Annotated in this window: 18 protein-coding genes; 9 read left to right on the plus strand and 9 right to left on the minus strand. The window is 42.8% G+C overall.

Translation table 11 applies throughout. From position 1 onward, the window contains the following. Positions 1–26 precede the first annotated feature (26 nt). From EOD41_RS05665 to EOD41_RS05675, 3 genes are read right to left on the minus strand one after another with little or no spacing between them, the layout of a single operon-like run. Positions 27–830: a phosphatidate cytidylyltransferase gene (locus EOD41_RS05665; protein ID WP_127703826.1), complete on the minus strand. Its 804-nt coding sequence runs from the start codon at positions 828–830 to the stop codon at positions 27–29. Next, complete coding sequence (locus tag EOD41_RS05670) at positions 827–1,039, minus strand: putative signal transducing protein (RefSeq protein WP_127703827.1); 213 nt, start codon at positions 1,037–1,039, stop codon at positions 827–829. Before EOD41_RS05670 ends, EOD41_RS05665 begins: the two co-directional genes overlap by 4 nt. Further along, complete coding sequence (locus EOD41_RS05675) at positions 1,040–1,957, minus strand: CPBP family intramembrane glutamic endopeptidase (protein WP_127703828.1); 918 nt, start codon at positions 1,955–1,957, stop codon at positions 1,040–1,042. It lies immediately after the preceding gene. 42 nt (positions 1,958–1,999) lie between these two features. Between EOD41_RS05675 and dusB the strand changes: the two genes are divergently transcribed. Both dusB and apaG read left to right on the plus strand, forming a co-directional pair. Continuing rightward, on the plus strand, positions 2,000–2,992 hold the full coding sequence (gene dusB, locus EOD41_RS05680; RefSeq protein WP_127703829.1) for a tRNA dihydrouridine synthase DusB: 993 nt from the start codon (positions 2,000–2,002) through the stop codon (positions 2,990–2,992). Positions 2,993–3,037: 45 nt separating this feature from the next. Next, entirely contained in the window at positions 3,038–3,424 is a 387-nt protein-coding gene (apaG, locus tag EOD41_RS05685) for a Co2+/Mg2+ efflux protein ApaG (protein WP_127703830.1), read from the plus strand. 125 nt (positions 3,425–3,549) lie between these two features. Here the strand turns inward: apaG and EOD41_RS05690 are convergent, their stop codons facing one another. Further along, on the minus strand, positions 3,550–4,221 hold the full coding sequence (locus EOD41_RS05690; protein ID WP_240663204.1) for a zinc metallopeptidase: 672 nt from the start codon (positions 4,219–4,221) through the stop codon (positions 3,550–3,552). 123 nt (positions 4,222–4,344) lie between these two features. Between EOD41_RS05690 and EOD41_RS05695 the strand changes: the two genes are divergently transcribed. Next, a complete protein-coding gene (locus tag EOD41_RS05695; protein WP_127703832.1) occupies positions 4,345–5,487 on the plus strand; it encodes an NAD(P)/FAD-dependent oxidoreductase in 1,143 nt (380 codons plus the stop codon). Positions 5,488–5,575: 88 nt separating this feature from the next. On the opposite strand, the gene EOD41_RS05700 is transcribed toward EOD41_RS05695, so the two are convergent. From EOD41_RS05700 to dnaG, 5 genes are all read right to left on the minus strand, one after another. After that, positions 5,576–5,761 (minus strand): CsbD family protein, encoded by a 186-nt coding sequence (locus EOD41_RS05700; protein WP_127703833.1) that lies wholly within the window; start codon positions 5,759–5,761, stop codon positions 5,576–5,578. A 50-nt stretch (positions 5,762–5,811) separates the two neighbouring features. Next, a complete protein-coding gene (locus EOD41_RS05705; RefSeq protein ID WP_127703834.1) occupies positions 5,812–6,171 on the minus strand; it encodes a hypothetical protein in 360 nt (119 codons plus the stop codon). A 69-nt stretch (positions 6,172–6,240) separates the two neighbouring features. Beyond that, the gene (locus EOD41_RS05710; protein ID WP_127703835.1) at positions 6,241–7,326 is read right to left on the minus strand and encodes a glutaminyl-peptide cyclotransferase; all 1,086 of its coding nucleotides are present in this window, start codon (positions 7,324–7,326) and stop codon (positions 6,241–6,243) included. Between the two features lie 8 nt (positions 7,327–7,334). Continuing rightward, a complete protein-coding gene (locus EOD41_RS05715; RefSeq protein WP_127703836.1) occupies positions 7,335–7,700 on the minus strand; it encodes a YraN family protein in 366 nt (121 codons plus the stop codon). Further along, entirely contained in the window at positions 7,701–9,620 is a 1,920-nt protein-coding gene (gene dnaG, locus EOD41_RS05720) for a DNA primase (RefSeq protein ID WP_127703837.1), read from the minus strand. It lies immediately after the preceding gene. A gap of 178 nt (positions 9,621–9,798) precedes the next feature. Here dnaG and EOD41_RS05725 point away from each other — a divergent pair, with 178 nt between their 5' ends. The 6 genes from EOD41_RS05725 (at position 9,799) to EOD41_RS05750 (ending at position 15,852) form a co-directional block, all read left to right on the plus strand. Continuing rightward, entirely contained in the window at positions 9,799–10,272 is a 474-nt protein-coding gene (locus tag EOD41_RS05725; protein WP_127703838.1) for a DUF6252 family protein, read from the plus strand. 37 nt (positions 10,273–10,309) lie between these two features. Beyond that, entirely contained in the window at positions 10,310–11,746 is a 1,437-nt protein-coding gene (asnS, locus tag EOD41_RS05730; protein ID WP_127703839.1) for an asparagine--tRNA ligase, read from the plus strand. A gap of 64 nt (positions 11,747–11,810) precedes the next feature. After that, on the plus strand, positions 11,811–12,275 hold the full coding sequence (locus EOD41_RS05735; RefSeq protein WP_127703840.1) for an SRPBCC family protein: 465 nt from the start codon (positions 11,811–11,813) through the stop codon (positions 12,273–12,275). 57 nt (positions 12,276–12,332) lie between these two features. Beyond that, positions 12,333–13,259, plus strand: a complete 927-nt coding sequence (locus EOD41_RS05740; protein ID WP_127703841.1) for a hypothetical protein — start codon at positions 12,333–12,335, stop codon at positions 13,257–13,259. 93 nt (positions 13,260–13,352) lie between these two features. Next, on the plus strand, positions 13,353–15,140 hold the full coding sequence (locus tag EOD41_RS05745) for a glycoside hydrolase family 15 protein (RefSeq protein ID WP_127703842.1): 1,788 nt from the start codon (positions 13,353–13,355) through the stop codon (positions 15,138–15,140). Positions 15,141–15,204: 64 nt separating this feature from the next. Beyond that, positions 15,205–15,852, plus strand: a complete 648-nt coding sequence (locus EOD41_RS05750; RefSeq protein WP_127703843.1) for an HAD family hydrolase — start codon at positions 15,205–15,207, stop codon at positions 15,850–15,852. Positions 15,853–15,874: the final 22 nt, after the last annotated feature.

The raw sequence follows: 15,874 nt of genomic DNA on the forward strand, positions 1-15,874 counted from the left end.
GTTTCTACAGATTTTGCGCGATAAAGTTACGCATTTGTAATGAGGTATAAATAAGCATATACAATTGGAGCTGAAAGCAGCATGCCGTCAAACCTGTCAAGCAAGCCACCATGCCCTGGCAATATGCCGCCGCTGTCTTTTACGTTTATACTACGCTTAAACATTGATTCAATCAGGTCGCCCATAGTGCCGAATACACTAATGAAAGCTCCTATGGCAACCCAGTGTTTCCACTCGTATTCAGTATAATATCTGCTTAACAGTAGTGCTACACCTGCAGTGATGATGATGCCACCAATATAACCTTCCCACGTTTTTTTAGGTGAATGCCGTGGAAACAATTTTACACGCCCCATCCAGCTACCCACAAGGTAAGCGCCGGTGTCATTTGCCCAAAGCATCAGCAGAAAGCTAAGCGGAATATGAAAGTTAAACTCGCCGCCTACAAATGCCATCGAGTGAAAGAATGTGAATGGAATAATGGTGAACAGTATTCCTAAAAAGCAAAAGGCGATGTTAGTAAACGGCGCTTCTGATTTTTTGTACAACTCCTGAACGAAAATCGACCCAAGTAAAACAGGCAATATAAACAGCAACTTGTTTGACGGAAAATAACACTCAGCAGCAAACACTGTGAATACAAAAAAGCCGTTAAGCAAGCCGGTATACAGATTTGGGTCAGGCCCGCTTTGCTTTACCAGGCGGTTAAATTCCTGCAGGCAAAAAATGCTTAGCACTAAATAAAATGCTGTAAAAACCATTGAACCCAGCAGCACCGAGCCCAGCATTACAATAATAAAAAAGAAGCCTGTTATGGCGCGTAATCTCATATACTGTGTTGATTGAGGACCATTACTTCAATGGCGCGGCTAAAGTCCTCTTCGTGAATATAAACCTCAATGTTGCCGAATGCCTTGTGCGACGAATCCTGCCGGTTAAGCAATACCGCGCCTATCTCATGTTCGGTAAGCATCTGCTTAACAATTTCTGATTGGTAAAAATTAAAGGAAGTAAAAATTTTGATCCAGTTTTTTTCCATTTAATGTGCCGGAATTTTTTTTGTTCCCGATGCAATACGTTGATAAACGCTCAGCAAAAATAACACAAAAATTAAGCTGATTAGGTAGCCTGTATAATTAAAAACATGCTGATCATCAGGATTTAAGTTGATTTTTTTATGCTGATATAAATAGGTAACCACTACAGCGGTGCCATTGTTTACAAAATGAGCCCAAACGCCCGGCCATATGCTGCCGCTCCAGGCAACCATATAACCGAATAAAACGCCCAGCGCAAGGCGTGGTAAAAAGCCAAAAAACTGTACGTGAAACGCACTGAAGATAATGGCGGTTATCCAAACAGCGGCATGTGGGTTGCGTGTCCAGCGTACAAGGATGGTTTGCAGGCAGCCGCGGAACAAAAATTCTTCAGATATTGCAGTAAGTAATCCTACAACCAGCAAGTTGAACAACATTTGCCAAATGGTGCGCATTTGAAACAACGCTTCCATCATTTTTTCCGCGGCATCTTCTTTGGTGCGTGCCCACTCGGCGAAACCCTTTAAAAAATCAAGGGATAATAGTTGCTGGTTAAGGTTGCTTAGCAACTCCATAAGTGCAGTACCGGCAAACATAATCGCAAATACTAATATGATCAGAATAAATGAAGGAAGCTTATCTGCCTTAAGATACTCTTTGGGTTTTTTCACAACCGCCATTGCAAAAATCACCGCTGCGACAAACATAGCGATGGTGCCGCTGGTAATTTGCAATATCCACAACGCAGATGTGTTTTGCGAACCTGCTTCTCCAAACGCCATCAAAGCATCTGTACCTAAAAATACTGCTATAATGCCAAATCCTATAGCGCCGCCTATTAACATGGCCCCAACAGTTAGCGCTGTAAGGGTAGAAAATTGAATCAGCGGTGACAGAGCGTTTCTCTCAGGGTAGTCCATGTGGTATAAAAATCGTAAATTTACGGCGGCTAAATATAAGGTTTGTCTGTACGAATAGGAAATATCGATCTGGGAGAGTTCCCGCTGCTGCTGGCGCCGATGGAAGACGTGAGTGATCCGCCGTTCCGTTACGTGTGTAAGCAAAATGGTGCGGATATGATGTACACCGAATTTATTTCTTCGGAGGGGTTGATACGTGATGCCGCTAAGAGTCGGCAGAAACTGGATATTTTTGAATACGAACGCCCGATAGGCATACAAATCTTCGGCAGCGACATCGACCACATGCGTGAGGCTACCGAGATAGCTACACAGGCTAATCCCGACCTGATGGATATCAACTATGGCTGCCCGGTTAAAAACGTTGCATGCCGCGGCGCAGGTGCCAGTCTGTTGCAGGATATCGACAAAATGGTGGCCATGACCAAAGCGGTTGTTGAAGCTACTCATTTGCCGGTAACCGTTAAAACGCGCCTGGGCTGGGATGATAATACTAAAAATGTTTATGAAGTTGCCGAACGCCTGCAGGATGTAGGTATAAAAGCACTCACCATACATGGTCGTACCCGCGCACAAATGTATAAAGGCCAGGCCGACTGGGCGCTTATTCGTGATATCAAGAAAAACCCGCGTATCCAGATACCTATTTTTGGTAATGGCGATATAGATTCGCCGCATAAAGCTGCGGCCTGGCGAATGGAATATGAGGTTGATGGCATGATGATAGGCCGTGCGTCTATAGGGTATCCGCGGATATTCCGCGAGATAAAGCACTTTTTTAAAACAGGTGAAATACTTGATGGCCCAACTATTACCGAACGTGTTAACGTTTGCCGTACCCATTTAATGAAGTCGATGGAGTGGAAAGGCGAAAAAACAGGTATTTTTGAAATGCGCAGGCACTATTCAAACTATTTTAAAGGCTTGGAAAACTTTAAAGAGTTTAGAACAAAACTGGTTACAGCTCCAACGGTAACCGAAATAAATGATCTGCTTTCTGCTATCGAATTAAAATATTCGGCAGAAATGGTTTGATTTTTGTGTTGGCATTTATATATTCATCCTAAAGCCACAATTAATATGGTTACAACTATTACCGATGGTGTGAAGGTTTCTGTTGAAACGATCTATCAGCCCGAATATTCTAATCCTGACCATGATCATTTCATGTTCGCTTATAAGATTAACATTGAAAATATGGGCAGTTATGCTGTACAGTTAATTAGCCGCCATTGGAATATTTTTGATTCAAACGGGGTAAAGCGCGAAGTAGAAGGTGAAGGTGTTGTTGGCCAGCAGCCGGTTATTGAACCAGGCAACTCACACGAGTATGTTTCAGGATGTAACCTAAAAACCGACATGGGCAGCATGAAAGGCAGTTACCACATGGTGCGCCTGCTTGACAATACAGGCTTTGATGTGCAGATACCGGAGTTTTATTTGATTGCGCCGTACAGGATGAATTAATTTCGGGAATCAGGAATTAAGAGCCAAGAATTAAGATATATTGATTAGTTTAATAAAGAAAAGCCTCGCGTAAACCGCGAGGCTTTTCTTTTTATCCTGATTCTTGACTCTTGGATCTTAAAAAATTAGTCTCTCCTGCCCAACAGCATCGAGGCGTAATAAACCAGTGTTGCCAGTGCACCAAGGGCAGCTACAACGTATGTCATGGCGGCCCACCAAAGGGCGTCTTTGGCCTGCTCATGCTCGTCGCGGGTTTGCATTACGGTGTAATTGTTGTTTAGCCAGGCCAATGCACGTTTGCTGGCGTCAAACTCAACCGGCAACGTAACAAAGCTGAATGATGTTACCACCGCCAAAGCAATTACGCCTATAGCTAACACAGTAGCGTTGTGCGAAAAGAACAGCAACATAACACCGATAGTCAAGATCCATTGTGTTATGGTTGAAGCAATGTTAATAACCGGCACCATCGAAGAACGCAAAGTTAACCAGCTGTAAGCTTTGGCGTGTTGTACGGCGTGGCCGCATTCGTGTGCGGCAACTGCAGCTGCGGCAACACTACGGCCGTGGTAAACGTCCGGACTTAAGTTAACTGTTTTGTCAGCCGGGTTATAGTGGTCGGTTAATTGTCCTTCAACCGAAATGACTTTTACGTCGGAGATGCCATGATCACGCAGCATACGTTCGGCAACCTCGGCGCCCGAAAGACCCGAAAGCAATCCCATTTCTGAGTACTGCCTGAACTTGCTTCTGAAACGCCCCTGAACAATAAAACTGATCAGGGCAATCCCAATCATTAAAAATATAGCAGAATTATATGTTATAAAACCTGTTACAAGTGCTAAATGATCCATATTGAATTTTTATTTGTAATAAAGTAAATTCAAAAAGTATTCCGAATTTGTATATATAACGTAGTTATGCCGCAAACATTTTCATATTGGGAGCAAACATCTTTTATTAATAACAGCGATGTGATCATCATCGGCAGCGGCCTGGTAGGGTTAAGTGCTGCTTTGCATTTAAAACAAAAACAGCCTGCTTTAAAAGTACTGGTTTTAGAAAGAGGCTTCATGCCAACCGGCGCGAGCACTAAAAATGCCGGATTTGCCTGTTTTGGAACTATTTCCGAGCAAATTGCCAACATAAAAGCTTCTTCTGAAGATGAAGCCATCCGGTTGGTTGACTATCGCTGGCGAGGATTGCAACGATTACGAGAAAATTTGGGCGATGCAAATATTGATTATCAGCAGCATGGCGGCTATGAATTATTTATGGCTGATGAGGCAAGTCGTGCGGAAGAATGCATTGAACAGATAACATATTTTAACAAATTAGTTGGAAGCGCTATCGGCCAAAAAGACATTTATTCCATAGCGGATGCCAAAATTGCAGACTTTGGCTTTCAGGGGGTAAGCCATTTGATTTATAACCGCTGTGAAGGGCAGATAGATACCGGTAAAATGATGCGGACCTTGCTTCAACGGGTTAATGAGTTGGGTGTGATTGTGGTAAACAATTGTGAAATTGAACGTATTGAAAGCACCTTCTTTGGTGTTGAGCTAACAACGTCGCAAGGCAGTTTCAAAACCGGGAAAGCAATAGTGGCTACTAATGCCTTTGCTTCACAATTGTTTCCCCAACTCGATGTAACACCCGGCCGCGGACAGGTGCTTGTTACCAAGCCTGTTAATGGATTGAAGTTGCAGGGTACCTACCATTTTGATGAAGGGTATTATTACTTCCGCAACATTAACGGCCGGGTGCTTTTTGGCGGCGGCCGAAATATTGATTTCATAAGTGAACAAACCTGGGACTTTGGATATACAGAGATTGTTAAAGAAAAGCTTTTAGATTATTTGAACAAGGTGATATTGCGCGGTGCCAATGCCGAGGTTGATTACTGGTGGAGCGGCATCATGGGGTTTGGTAATGAGTTGAACCCTATAATAAAGCAGGTGCAGCCGAATGTGTTTTGTGCAGTACGCTGCAACGGAATGGGGGTTGCTATGGGTAGCTTAGTAGGCGAGGAAGTGGCAGAGTTGCTGTTTGAAAGCTTTTAAAAAACGAACACCGAATATCAAATGCAGGATGTAAAGGTTTAAACCTCATTATTCAATATTCGGTGTTATTTCCTCTATGTAAAGAGGATTATAAGCTATTGATCCAGTTCACCAGATCTTCACGGCTTTTGCCAAGCTTTTGCTGCAAACGCCCAAGCGTTTCGTCGTCTTTGCCTTCTTCGTGTTTCAGGTCATCGTCGGTTAAATCACCGTAAGCCTGTTTTATTTTTCCTTTCAGCTCGTTCCAGCCGCCTTTTAATTCTAATTTGTCCATGACGTTTTCTATTAGGTGTATTAGAATAACAGGTAAAAAGAGGAACGGTTTTACTTACCGCCTTCCTCCGGAAAAAAACTTTTCGTTACTTCTATTAACCCCACTATATGTGAGTTAAACTCTTCAAGTTCTTCGGCAGGCACCCATAATTCATTATGTATAGGGCCACCTACATTTTGTATTTCAAATTTTTTAAGGTAGCCACTATCTACAGCAAACTTGGTAACATACCCTGAGCCTGATGCTGCTACATTCCAGTCGCGCGCTATTTGAATAGCGTATTCTTCGTTCATCACCGGGTAAAATATAGGTTGTTCAGAAAGTCGAGGCGGAAACTTTTTCCAGCCTGAATCTTCGATCAGTTTTAATTCTTTAGGCCCTACAGGTCTGTATAAATCAATTGTTTGCATATCGCAAAATACAATTTATTATATTGAACGTAAAGCTCGCTTAGCAAACCACTACCTGGCAATAAAAAACTACTTCGCAGGGCTCAACTTTATTTGAAACAATTTATCCCAGTTTTTCCCGGTAACAAACAGGCGCTTGCCCTTTGCATCCCATGCAATACCGTTAAAGTAATCGGCATTAGCATTGCGCTGCGCTTTAGGGTATAAACTTGTCAAATCTGCCTTTTGCAATACAGCGCCGGTTTTAGGATCGATAACCAGTATATCGTCAGTCATGTACACGTTTGCGTATAACTTGCCATCTATAAATTCCAGCTCGTTTACCGAATCTATTTGTTTCTCGTTATCATAAACACCAATCCGGCCAATTTGGTGGTAATCGTTCTTATCTAAAAATATGATAGCGTTACTGCCTTCGGTAGTGTAAATTTTCTCACCGTCGAAGCATAATCCCCAGCCCTGTTCACCGGCTGTGTAGTTAAGTGTTTGAAGTAGCTTAAAGGTGTTTTTATCATACACGTAAGCTGTTTTTTCTTTATAGGTAAGCTGTAATATCTTGTCGCCAATAATGGTTATGCCTTCGGCGAATACTTTTGGGTCAACCAGGGCTTCCTTTACCACTTTGCCTGTTGCTAAATCAACTTTGCGCAAGCTTGAACGGCCGGTAACCGGCTCGTCGTCATTAGGCGGAATCAGGTAACCCCCGTCACTTTCATACAGGTAGCCATCATGGTATTCCAGGCCTTCGGTATATGAGGTGGTATCGTGCGGATAAACTTTTTCTACAGTGAACGTCAATTTTTCAGGGGCTTTAGCAGCCAGAAGCACAATATTGGTTGATACTTCCTGGCTTGCGCCCCCTGCATAAACATTAGCTGTAATTACTTTAGTACCCAACGGCAGGTTGTCTGTTTTTACAGTTAAAGACGAGGCATCTTTTTTCGATCCAATGTGAAGGGTATCCAATGTATATGCTACTGAATCAATCTTTAACCCGTCGGGCAAATTCAGGCTTACCGCTATTTCTTTACCTGCCGGGTAGGTTGTGCCGGCTTCCGGGGCAATGGTGACCGCTGTCAACAATTCTTTAGTATCTTTTCCGCAGCCGAACATTAGCATCGCGGCAGCTAAGAACAATAAGTGTTGTTTCTTCATAATATGTATTAAGCCGACGGCCAAAAGGCGTCTTCAATATGCTTTAACGTGTATTCGAGGTTTTTATTAAATAAAACCGAAATTATATCAAACCGCACTTCACCCTGATGATTCATCAGGTATATATATTCGTCTGCTGCCTCGGCAAGCAGCTTTTGCTTGCGCGTGTCAACAAAGTCCTCGGGCAAGCCAAAACCTGCATTGGTGCGTGTTTTCACTTCGGCAAATATAATCACCCTGTCTTTATAGGCAATTAAATCAACCTCGGCTTTGCCATGTGTCCAGTTTTCATCCAGTATCTCGTAACCGGCGTTTTCAAGAAAGGATTTTGCTATAGTTTCGCCTTTGCGGCCAAGGTCGAGGTGATCAGCCATTTATTTTAAAATTACCGAACCCAGATAATCAGATATATGCCTTTCAACCTTTTTCATACGGGCGTACTGGTTTAGCAGTATTTCCTGGTCGTGCTCACTTTGCGCTGTTTGAAGCTCATTACGCAGCTTCTCCAAAATTTGCCCAACTTTATGCTTTTTCAGGTGAAAAATGCCGCCAAGTACCGTTGCTTTCATGTTGGCCTGTTCGTCGGTAACCAGTATTTTGTGCATTTCGTACCAGTTTTCGCTAAGCGTATAGCGAGTTGCCAGCATAGTTACAGCAAGGTCAACAATGCCTTTATCGGTATGATGAATATAATGCTGCTCATCAGGCAATACGCCATTTTCAACTTCCTTACGGTAATCTTCCACAAAGGCTTTGCAGGCTTCATTGTCAAACGTCACGTCGCTTAGTTCGGCAATCATAAACGGGCCGATATAGGTATTGGCAATACCATCCCAATCGATCATGCGGTTTCCGTAAAGCAACAGCAATCGCACAATTTCTTTTTCCTGGGTAAAAGTTTCTTTTATTTCAGGAACTACCGGCTCGAAGTTAGGCATCTCCTCAACCGGTGTCTGGAAGTTTTGCGTTGGCTGCCCGTCTTTTTTAGCTTTAGCCAAACGCATCTTGTTCAGCTCGGTAAGCAGCGAGCGCTCGTCGATCTGCATTTGGTAGCTGCACTCCTTAATAAATACCGAAGCTTTGATGGAATCAGGTATTTTGGCAATGCTTTCCACTACCTCACGTATTACACCGGCTTTTTTAATCGGATCGTTACCGGCCTCTTTAAGCAGGATGCTTGTTTTATAAAGGATAAAATCTTTTTTATTATCGTCGATATACTTTTTGAAGGCGCTGGTACCTACATTGCGTACGTACGAATCGGGGTCGTGCCCGTCAGGAAAGAGAACTACTTTAACGTTTAGCCCTTCTTCAAGTATCATGTCCAACCCGCGTAAAGACGCTTTTATACCTGCCGCGTCACCATCATACAAAATGGTCACATTTTTTGTAAAGCGCCCTATCAGCCTGATCTGCTCAACAGTTAATGAAGTGCCCGACGAAGCTACCACGTTCTCTATCCCCGCCTGGTGTACGCTTAGTACATCAGCATAACCCTCAACCAGGTAGCAGTTATCTTCATCACGAATGGCTTTCTTGGCAAAGTATAACCCGTAAAGTACGCTTGATTTATGGTAGATTTCCGACTCAGGCGAGTTAACATATTTTGGTACGCTTTTATCACTTTTTAGCGTACGTCCGCCGAAAGCTATCACCCTACCGGTAAAACCATGTATCGGGAACATAACCCGGCCGCGGTAACGGTCGTACGTGCTGCCATTGTCCCGCTTTACCGAAAGTCCGCTTTCTTCCAGAAATTCCGGTTTGTAACCTTCAGCTATGGCTTTTGAAGTAAACGCTTCCCACTGGTCGGGTGAATAACCGAGTTCAAATTTCTTAATAGTTTCGTTGGTAAAACCGCGTTCTTTGAAGTAGCTCAAGCCAATGCTTTGGCCTTCGTCGGTTTCCCACATGCTGTCCTGAAAGAATTTAGCGGCAAAGCCGGTAACGATCATCAGGCTTTCGCGGCGGTTCTCTTCCTCGCGGTTTTCTGTAGTTTCAACCGTTTCCTCTACCTCAATACCGTACTTTTTGGCCAGCCATTTCAGTGCTTCAGGATAAGTAAACTTCTCATGCTCCATCAGGAACGTTACAGCTGAACCGCCTTTTCCTGATGAGAAATCTTTAAAAATACCTTTTGCCGGAGATACTGTGAACGACGGCGTACGCTCGTTAGCAAATGGCGACAAACCGATATAATTGGCGCCACGTTTTTTCAGCTGCACAAAATCACCAATAACCTCCGCTATATCGGTGGCTTCCATTATACGGTCGATGGTAGATTTTGTGATCATGCGCTGCAAAGGTAAATGCTAATGTATCCTTAAAAAAGAAAAAGTTATATCCTACTAATTAACAACAAGTGTTAATATCTGTATTGCATTTGATATTCAGTTGTTTACTGTGAATTTTCTTCTTGAAACTGTAGCATTAAGCTTATACGCTGCGTAATAATAAAAAAACCCCTTAACCATGAAAAAATCTATAGTACTGATCGCTTTTGCGGCTTTAGTGATAACTGGCTGCAAAAAGGAAGGAAAAATGTGCTGCGATATGCCCGAGCAAAATTACATCACAGCCAAAGTAGCTGATACTACCTGGGCAGCGCCGCTGCAGGCCACATACTACCGCGACTCGTTAAACCTTTGGGCGCAACATGACGAAGAACATTTATTTTTCAGGTTAAAATTTGACGGTACGGGTAAATACTTGTTAAACGCCACTGAAGGCACCTTTTTCCGTACTGTCGGGCTGGATGTTATAACCAGCCGTTTTATTACAACGGATGGTGCCGGGGAAATAAATATAACATCATACAATAAGGCTAAAAATGTAATAGAAGGCAATTTTAGTGTCCAAATGATGATGACATATCCTGCAGATGTAATACCCGACCCGTTAAAAATGTATATGAAGCAGGGTAAATTCAGCGTACGGTTACCCTAAATAATTGTATTTTTGCCGCTCATAATAACACAATTATATGAGCAAACGAATCAAAATTAAAGCACTGCTTGAAAGCAACGAAACAAACATTGATGTAACGGTAAAAGGATGGGTACGCACCTTTCGTAATAATCAGTTTATAGCTTTAAATGATGGTTCTACAAATAATAACGTTCAGGTAGTTGTTGATTTTGAAAATACCGATGCAGCCCTTTTAAAACGCATTACCACCGGTGCTGCGCTTAGCATTACCGGTACTGTTGTTGAATCTATAGGCAAGGGCCAGAAGATCGATATCAAAGCAAAAGAAATTGAAATACTGGGCGACAGCGACCCGGAGAAATACCCGCTGCAACCTAAAAAACATAGTTTAGAATTTTTGCGAGAGATAGCCCACCTGCGTTTTCGTACAAATACTTTTGGGGCTATTTTCAGGGTACGCAACAGTCTGTCATTCGCCATCCACAAGTTTTTCCAGGAGCGTGGCTTTGTTTACCTGCATACTCCGGTGATTACAGCTTCAGACGCTGAAGGAGCGGGTGAAACTTTCCACGTAACAAACTTTGATCTGGATAATATTCCCAGAACTGATACGAACGAGATTGATTACAAACAGGATTTTTTTGGCAAAGCAACCAACCTTACTGTATCAGGTCAGCTGGAAGGTGAGCTGGGCGCTATGGCATTAAGCGATATTTATACTTTCGGACCAACGTTTCGTGCCGAAAACTCAAATACCACCCGCCACCTTGCCGAATTTTGGATGATTGAGCCTGAAATGGCCTTCTATGATTTGGACGACAACATGGACCTTGCCGAGGGCCTGTTAAAATATGTAATTAAATACGCGCTTGACAACAACCGCGAGGATATTGAATTTTTAACACAGCGCCTGCAGGAAGAAGAAAAACAAAAACCACAGAATGAACGCTCAGAAATGAGCCTACTTGAAAAGCTACAGTTTTGCTTGGATAACGATTTTGTGCGCCTTACTTATACCGAGGCTATTGACATATTAAAAGATTCGACGCCCAACAAAAAGAAGAAATTCCAATACCTGGTTGAAGGCTGGGGCACTGACCTGCAATCGGAACACGAGCGCTATCTGGTTGAAAAGCATTTCAAAAAACCGGTTATATTAACCGACTATCCGAAGGAAATAAAAGCCTTTTACATGCGCCAGAACGACGACGGCAAAACCGTACGCGCTATGGACATATTGTTCCCGGGCATTGGAGAAATTGTAGGAGGATCGCAGCGTGAAGAGCGACTTGAAAAGCTTGAGCAGCGCATGGACGAAATGGGCATACCAAAAGATGAACTTTGGTGGTACCTTGATACCCGCCGCTTCGGCGCCTGTCCGCACGCGGGCTTTGGATTGGGTTTTGAGCGTTTAGTGTTGTTTGTTACCGGCATGGGTAACATCAGGGACGTAATACCTTTCCCACGGTTCCCAAAGAATGCTGAATTTTAATGTTTGAATTTCACCGATTAATGATTGATTAAAATGATTAATCGGTGAAATCGTAATAAAATCGGTGAAATCCATAATTAAACTTACTACCATAATCAATGCCCCTGCCGAAACGGTATTTGATCTGTCGCGCAGTATCGACCTGCATATCGAATCAACCAAACATACCGGTGAAAAAGCAATCGCTGGGCGTACAAGCGGCTTGATACAGATGGGAGAAAGCGTAACATGGCAGGCCAAGCATTTCGGAATAGTGCAACAGCTTACATCAAAGATCACAGAGTTTGATCGTCCGCGTTATTTTGTTGATGAGATGGTGAAGGGCGCGTTCAAGAGTTTCAGGCACGAGCATAGGTTTATGGAAAATAACGGCCAAACTGTTATGACGGATATTTTCATCTTTGAGGCACCGTTTGGCTGGATTGGCGCATTTTTTAGCAAGCTTATATTAAAGAAGTACATGACTAATCTGCTTGCAAAGCGCAATGCTGTTATCAAATCAGTTGCCGAAGCGGGAAATAAGTTTTAATATCCGGCACAAATAGCCGATAGGCTTGTTATCCGCCTGTTTACTTATATTGCGGTCATGGCCAAAAGGTTACTTCTAATCATTTTTTCACTACTATTTACGTACGTCGCTAAAGCACAGCAAATTCAGCGTTTTAACCCTGATACGGTAATGACCATTGTTATCGATTCGGCAGTTAATATTAACTCACATCGGCTAAACGCACAGGATTTTATCGACGCCGTTACACGTGACACCAGTTTTTACAAGGCCTTTCGGGATATGAAACGCTATTCGTTTTTAGCTGAGAACCGGATAGTCACCTACGATAAAAAAAACAAGATAAACGGTAAAATCTACCGGAAGATTCGCCACACTAATAAACCTGGCTCACACAAAGTTGAATACCTGGCAAAAAGCGATAGCGGCAGCCTGTATAAAAAGAATGGTAAATACCAGCTTTATACGGTTGAGATGTTCGATTATATTTTTGGGAATGCTTACAATTCCGATTTTACAAACGCTCCTGCGTCAGGCGGATCGGGAAAGAACGCCTCATACAAAAGCAAACTTAAAACATTAATCTTCCGCCCTGGAACTAAAGTTAAAGGCATTCCGTTCATCAGCAGCAAAACCGAAATATTCTCGCCAGAGCTGCGAGAATTTTATAATTACCAGTTCGCGCGTGGTACTTATTTAGACAGTATTCCTGTATATCGCTTTAAGGTTACCCGCAAACCAAGCACCGCGCCGGGCGATGTCATGATAAACGAAATGACCACCATATTTGATACCCGCACTTTTGAGATATTAGGCAGGTATATCGATATGAAATTTAACAATATGTTCGCAAGTTTTAATGTACAAATGAACATCGAACTGAACAGGTTTAACAGTGAACTGCTACCCGTTAAAATAAGTTATCAGGGAAATTGGGATGTGCCTTTTCATAAAGAAGAACGGGCAGGATTTTTGATTCTGCATAAAGAATATAAAGAGGAATAATTGACATCAATGTCAAAATTCTCTATCTATTCAAACAAAAAGCTTAGTTCGGTTTGTTTCTTAAGCATATTGCTTAATTGCTGATACTACTTTATGGCGAAACACACTTATGAAACCGGCCTGGTAGGCAACTGTGCCTTTTTAGCCCATATTAATAAAAACACTAATGTTAGCTGGTTATGCTGGCCCAGATTCGACAGCACCTTTGTTTTCGGCAATATGCTTGACAAAGAAAAGGGCGGCGAGTTTTCGATACTACCTGACGAGGAATACACATCAAACCAGTATTACCTTGAAAATACAAACGTGCTGTGTACAGAGATTTCAACCAGTCGTGGCAAATATCGAATTACCGATTTTGCACCAAGGTTTTACCAGTACGAGCGGTACTTTAAACCATTGATGCTGATACGTAAAATTGAGCCGCTTGAAGGGCTTCCGCGCATCAAAGTAAAATGTGAGCCCGTTTGTGATTATGGCCGTCGAAAGCAAAAAGCGCGCAGGGGCAGCAATCATATCGATTATGCCGGCTGCGATGAAACCATGCGGCTTACCACCAATATTCCGTTAAGCTATATAATTGATGAGCAGTTTTTTCAGCTTAGCGAACCAAAATATCTGCTGCTTTCATACGGCGACCCGCTCGAAGCGCCGCTGGTAAGCACAGCCGAAAGCTTTTTACGCTTTACCACGCAATACTGGCGAACCTGGATTAAACACTCGTCTATCGCCGGTTATTTCCAACCTTATGTAATACGCTCGGCGTTGGTTTTAAAGATACATCAGTACGAAGATACCGGAGCTATAATAGCAGCCAGTACCACCAGTTTACCCGAGCATCCGGGTAGCACCCGCAACTGGGATTACCGGTATTGCTGGCTGCGTGATACTTATTATGTACTCACCTCGCTTAACCACATCGGGCATTTTGAGGAGATGGAGCGCTATTTCAATTATGTATCTGATATCTCTTTTTCTGAAGGGGAAGATTTCCGCTACCAGCCTTTATACGGTATTACCGGAAAAAAGAAGCTGTATGAAGAAATAATGGATCATCTTGATGGCTATATGGGTGATAAACCCGTCCGGGTAGGTAATCAGGCATATGAGCATATCCAGAATGATATTTACGGACAGGTGCTGATATCATTGCTACCGCTGTACACCGACCACCGTTTTGTGTTTAACGAGCGCAAAGATTCCGTACGCTGGATTGAGTCGCTGTTAAGCAAAATTGAGCGTACCATTGATGAGAAGGACGCCGGCATATGGGAGTTCCGTAATATGGCCAACATTCATTGCTACAGCAATTTGTTTCAATGGGCCGGCTGTAAAGCGGCACTGAAAATGGCACTTACTATCGGGAATAAACAGCTTGAGGATAAAGCAACTCAGCTAATGGAACGTGCGGCGGCGCATATAGAAAGCTGTTACGACCCGGTACGTAAAGTTTATACCAACGCGGCTAACAGTCCGCATCTTGACGCCAGTACCTTGCAGCTTATTATGATGGGCTATCTCGATCCTTCATCACAAAAAGCTAAAGATCATTTGTCTGCACTGGAAAAGGAGCTTAAAACGCCTAACGGATTGTTTTACCGCTATTTGCATGCCGATGACTTTGGTAAGCCTAAAACAACATTTTTAATATGCGCCTTCTGGTATGTTGAAGCATTAGCCTGCGTAGGCCGGCTTGATGATGCCCAGCGTGAATTTGAAAATCTAATGAAGTATTGCAATCATTTGCTGCTGTTTAGCGAAGATGTTGACGAGGCTGATGGCAGCCAATGGGGTAATTTCCCGCAGGCATACAGCCATGTTGGCTTGATGAATGCGGCATACCGTATTGCCATCAAGCTTGACAGACCTGTGTTTTTGTAAGGGAACTGTAAAGGGCTTATTTGTGATGCGAATAAGCCAGGGCAAAGCCTTACTTTTGCGGCTTATGACAGATACTTCGCTTAAAAATAAATACGACAGTATAATTTTTGATCTTGACGGTACACTTTGGGATAGCACAGCAAATGTGGCTATAGCATGGCAAGCTGCAAAACAGGAGGTTGATTATATTCAAATAGATATCGATCAGGCTGTGGTTCGTTCAATTACCGGACTCACCTATAAAACCATATTTGAAAAACTTTTCCCTTATCTTGATGAGAAACAACGTGAGGAGTTTAAAGCTATTGCTGCTAAAAAGGAGCTGGAAATTTTAAATGAGCGAGGTGGGCAACTTTATCCTGAACTTGAAGAAACACTAAAATATCTCCAAGTCAATTACAAACTGTTCCTGGTAAGCAATTGCCAGAACGGATATGCTGAAACATTTTTTAACCATAGTAACTTAAAAGAATACTTTTTAGGTTACCAATGCTATGGTACCAAGAGCCTGCCAAAGTGGGACAACATAAGGGACATTGTTAATGATTTTAACCTTCAGGCCCCGGTATATGTAGGGGACACACAAGCTGATTATGAAGCTACTGTCAAAGCGGGTGTCCCTTTCATTTTTGCGGCTTATGGATTCGGAAAAGTAGAACAAGGTATGGTAGCTACTGTTAATTCTTTTGCGGAGTTAAGAGAGATATTATAATAAATATCATTGCTGCGTATGC

This window comes from Mucilaginibacter limnophilus (assembly GCF_004005815.1).
Lineage (GTDB): Bacteria > Bacteroidota > Bacteroidia > Sphingobacteriales > Sphingobacteriaceae > Mucilaginibacter > Mucilaginibacter limnophilus.

What these genes read in the sequence shown, in the direction of transcription:
- EOD41_RS05665 (WP_127703826.1), bottom strand. Translation starts at nt 830, where the DNA reads ATGAGATTACGCGCCATAACAGGCTTCTTTTTTATTATTGTAATGCTG.
- EOD41_RS05670 (WP_127703827.1), bottom strand. Translation starts at nt 1,039, where the DNA reads ATGGAAAAAAACTGGATCAAAATTTTTACTTCCTTTAATTTTTACCAA.
- EOD41_RS05675 (WP_127703828.1), bottom strand. Translation starts at nt 1,957, where the DNA reads ATGGACTACCCTGAGAGAAACGCTCTGTCACCGCTGATTCAATTTTCT.
- apaG (WP_127703830.1), top strand. Translation starts at nt 3,038, where the DNA reads ATGGTTACAACTATTACCGATGGTGTGAAGGTTTCTGTTGAAACGATC.
- EOD41_RS05690 (WP_240663204.1), bottom strand. Translation starts at nt 4,221, where the DNA reads ATGATTGGGATTGCCCTGATCAGTTTTATTGTTCAGGGGCGTTTCAGA.
- EOD41_RS05695 (WP_127703832.1), top strand. Translation starts at nt 4,345, where the DNA reads ATGCCGCAAACATTTTCATATTGGGAGCAAACATCTTTTATTAATAAC.
- EOD41_RS05700 (WP_127703833.1), bottom strand. Translation starts at nt 5,761, where the DNA reads ATGGACAAATTAGAATTAAAAGGCGGCTGGAACGAGCTGAAAGGAAAA.
- EOD41_RS05705 (WP_127703834.1), bottom strand. Translation starts at nt 6,171, where the DNA reads ATGCAAACAATTGATTTATACAGACCTGTAGGGCCTAAAGAATTAAAA.
- EOD41_RS05710 (WP_127703835.1), bottom strand. Translation starts at nt 7,326, where the DNA reads ATGAAGAAACAACACTTATTGTTCTTAGCTGCCGCGATGCTAATGTTC.
- EOD41_RS05715 (WP_127703836.1), bottom strand. Translation starts at nt 7,700, where the DNA reads ATGGCTGATCACCTCGACCTTGGCCGCAAAGGCGAAACTATAGCAAAA.
- dnaG (WP_127703837.1), bottom strand. Translation starts at nt 9,620, where the DNA reads ATGATCACAAAATCTACCATCGACCGTATAATGGAAGCCACCGATATA.
- EOD41_RS05725 (WP_127703838.1), top strand. Translation starts at nt 9,799, where the DNA reads ATGAAAAAATCTATAGTACTGATCGCTTTTGCGGCTTTAGTGATAACT.
- asnS (WP_127703839.1), top strand. Translation starts at nt 10,310, where the DNA reads ATGAGCAAACGAATCAAAATTAAAGCACTGCTTGAAAGCAACGAAACA.
- EOD41_RS05740 (WP_127703841.1), top strand. Translation starts at nt 12,333, where the DNA reads ATGGCCAAAAGGTTACTTCTAATCATTTTTTCACTACTATTTACGTAC.
- EOD41_RS05745 (WP_127703842.1), top strand. Translation starts at nt 13,353, where the DNA reads ATGGCGAAACACACTTATGAAACCGGCCTGGTAGGCAACTGTGCCTTT.
- EOD41_RS05750 (WP_127703843.1), top strand. Translation starts at nt 15,205, where the DNA reads ATGACAGATACTTCGCTTAAAAATAAATACGACAGTATAATTTTTGAT.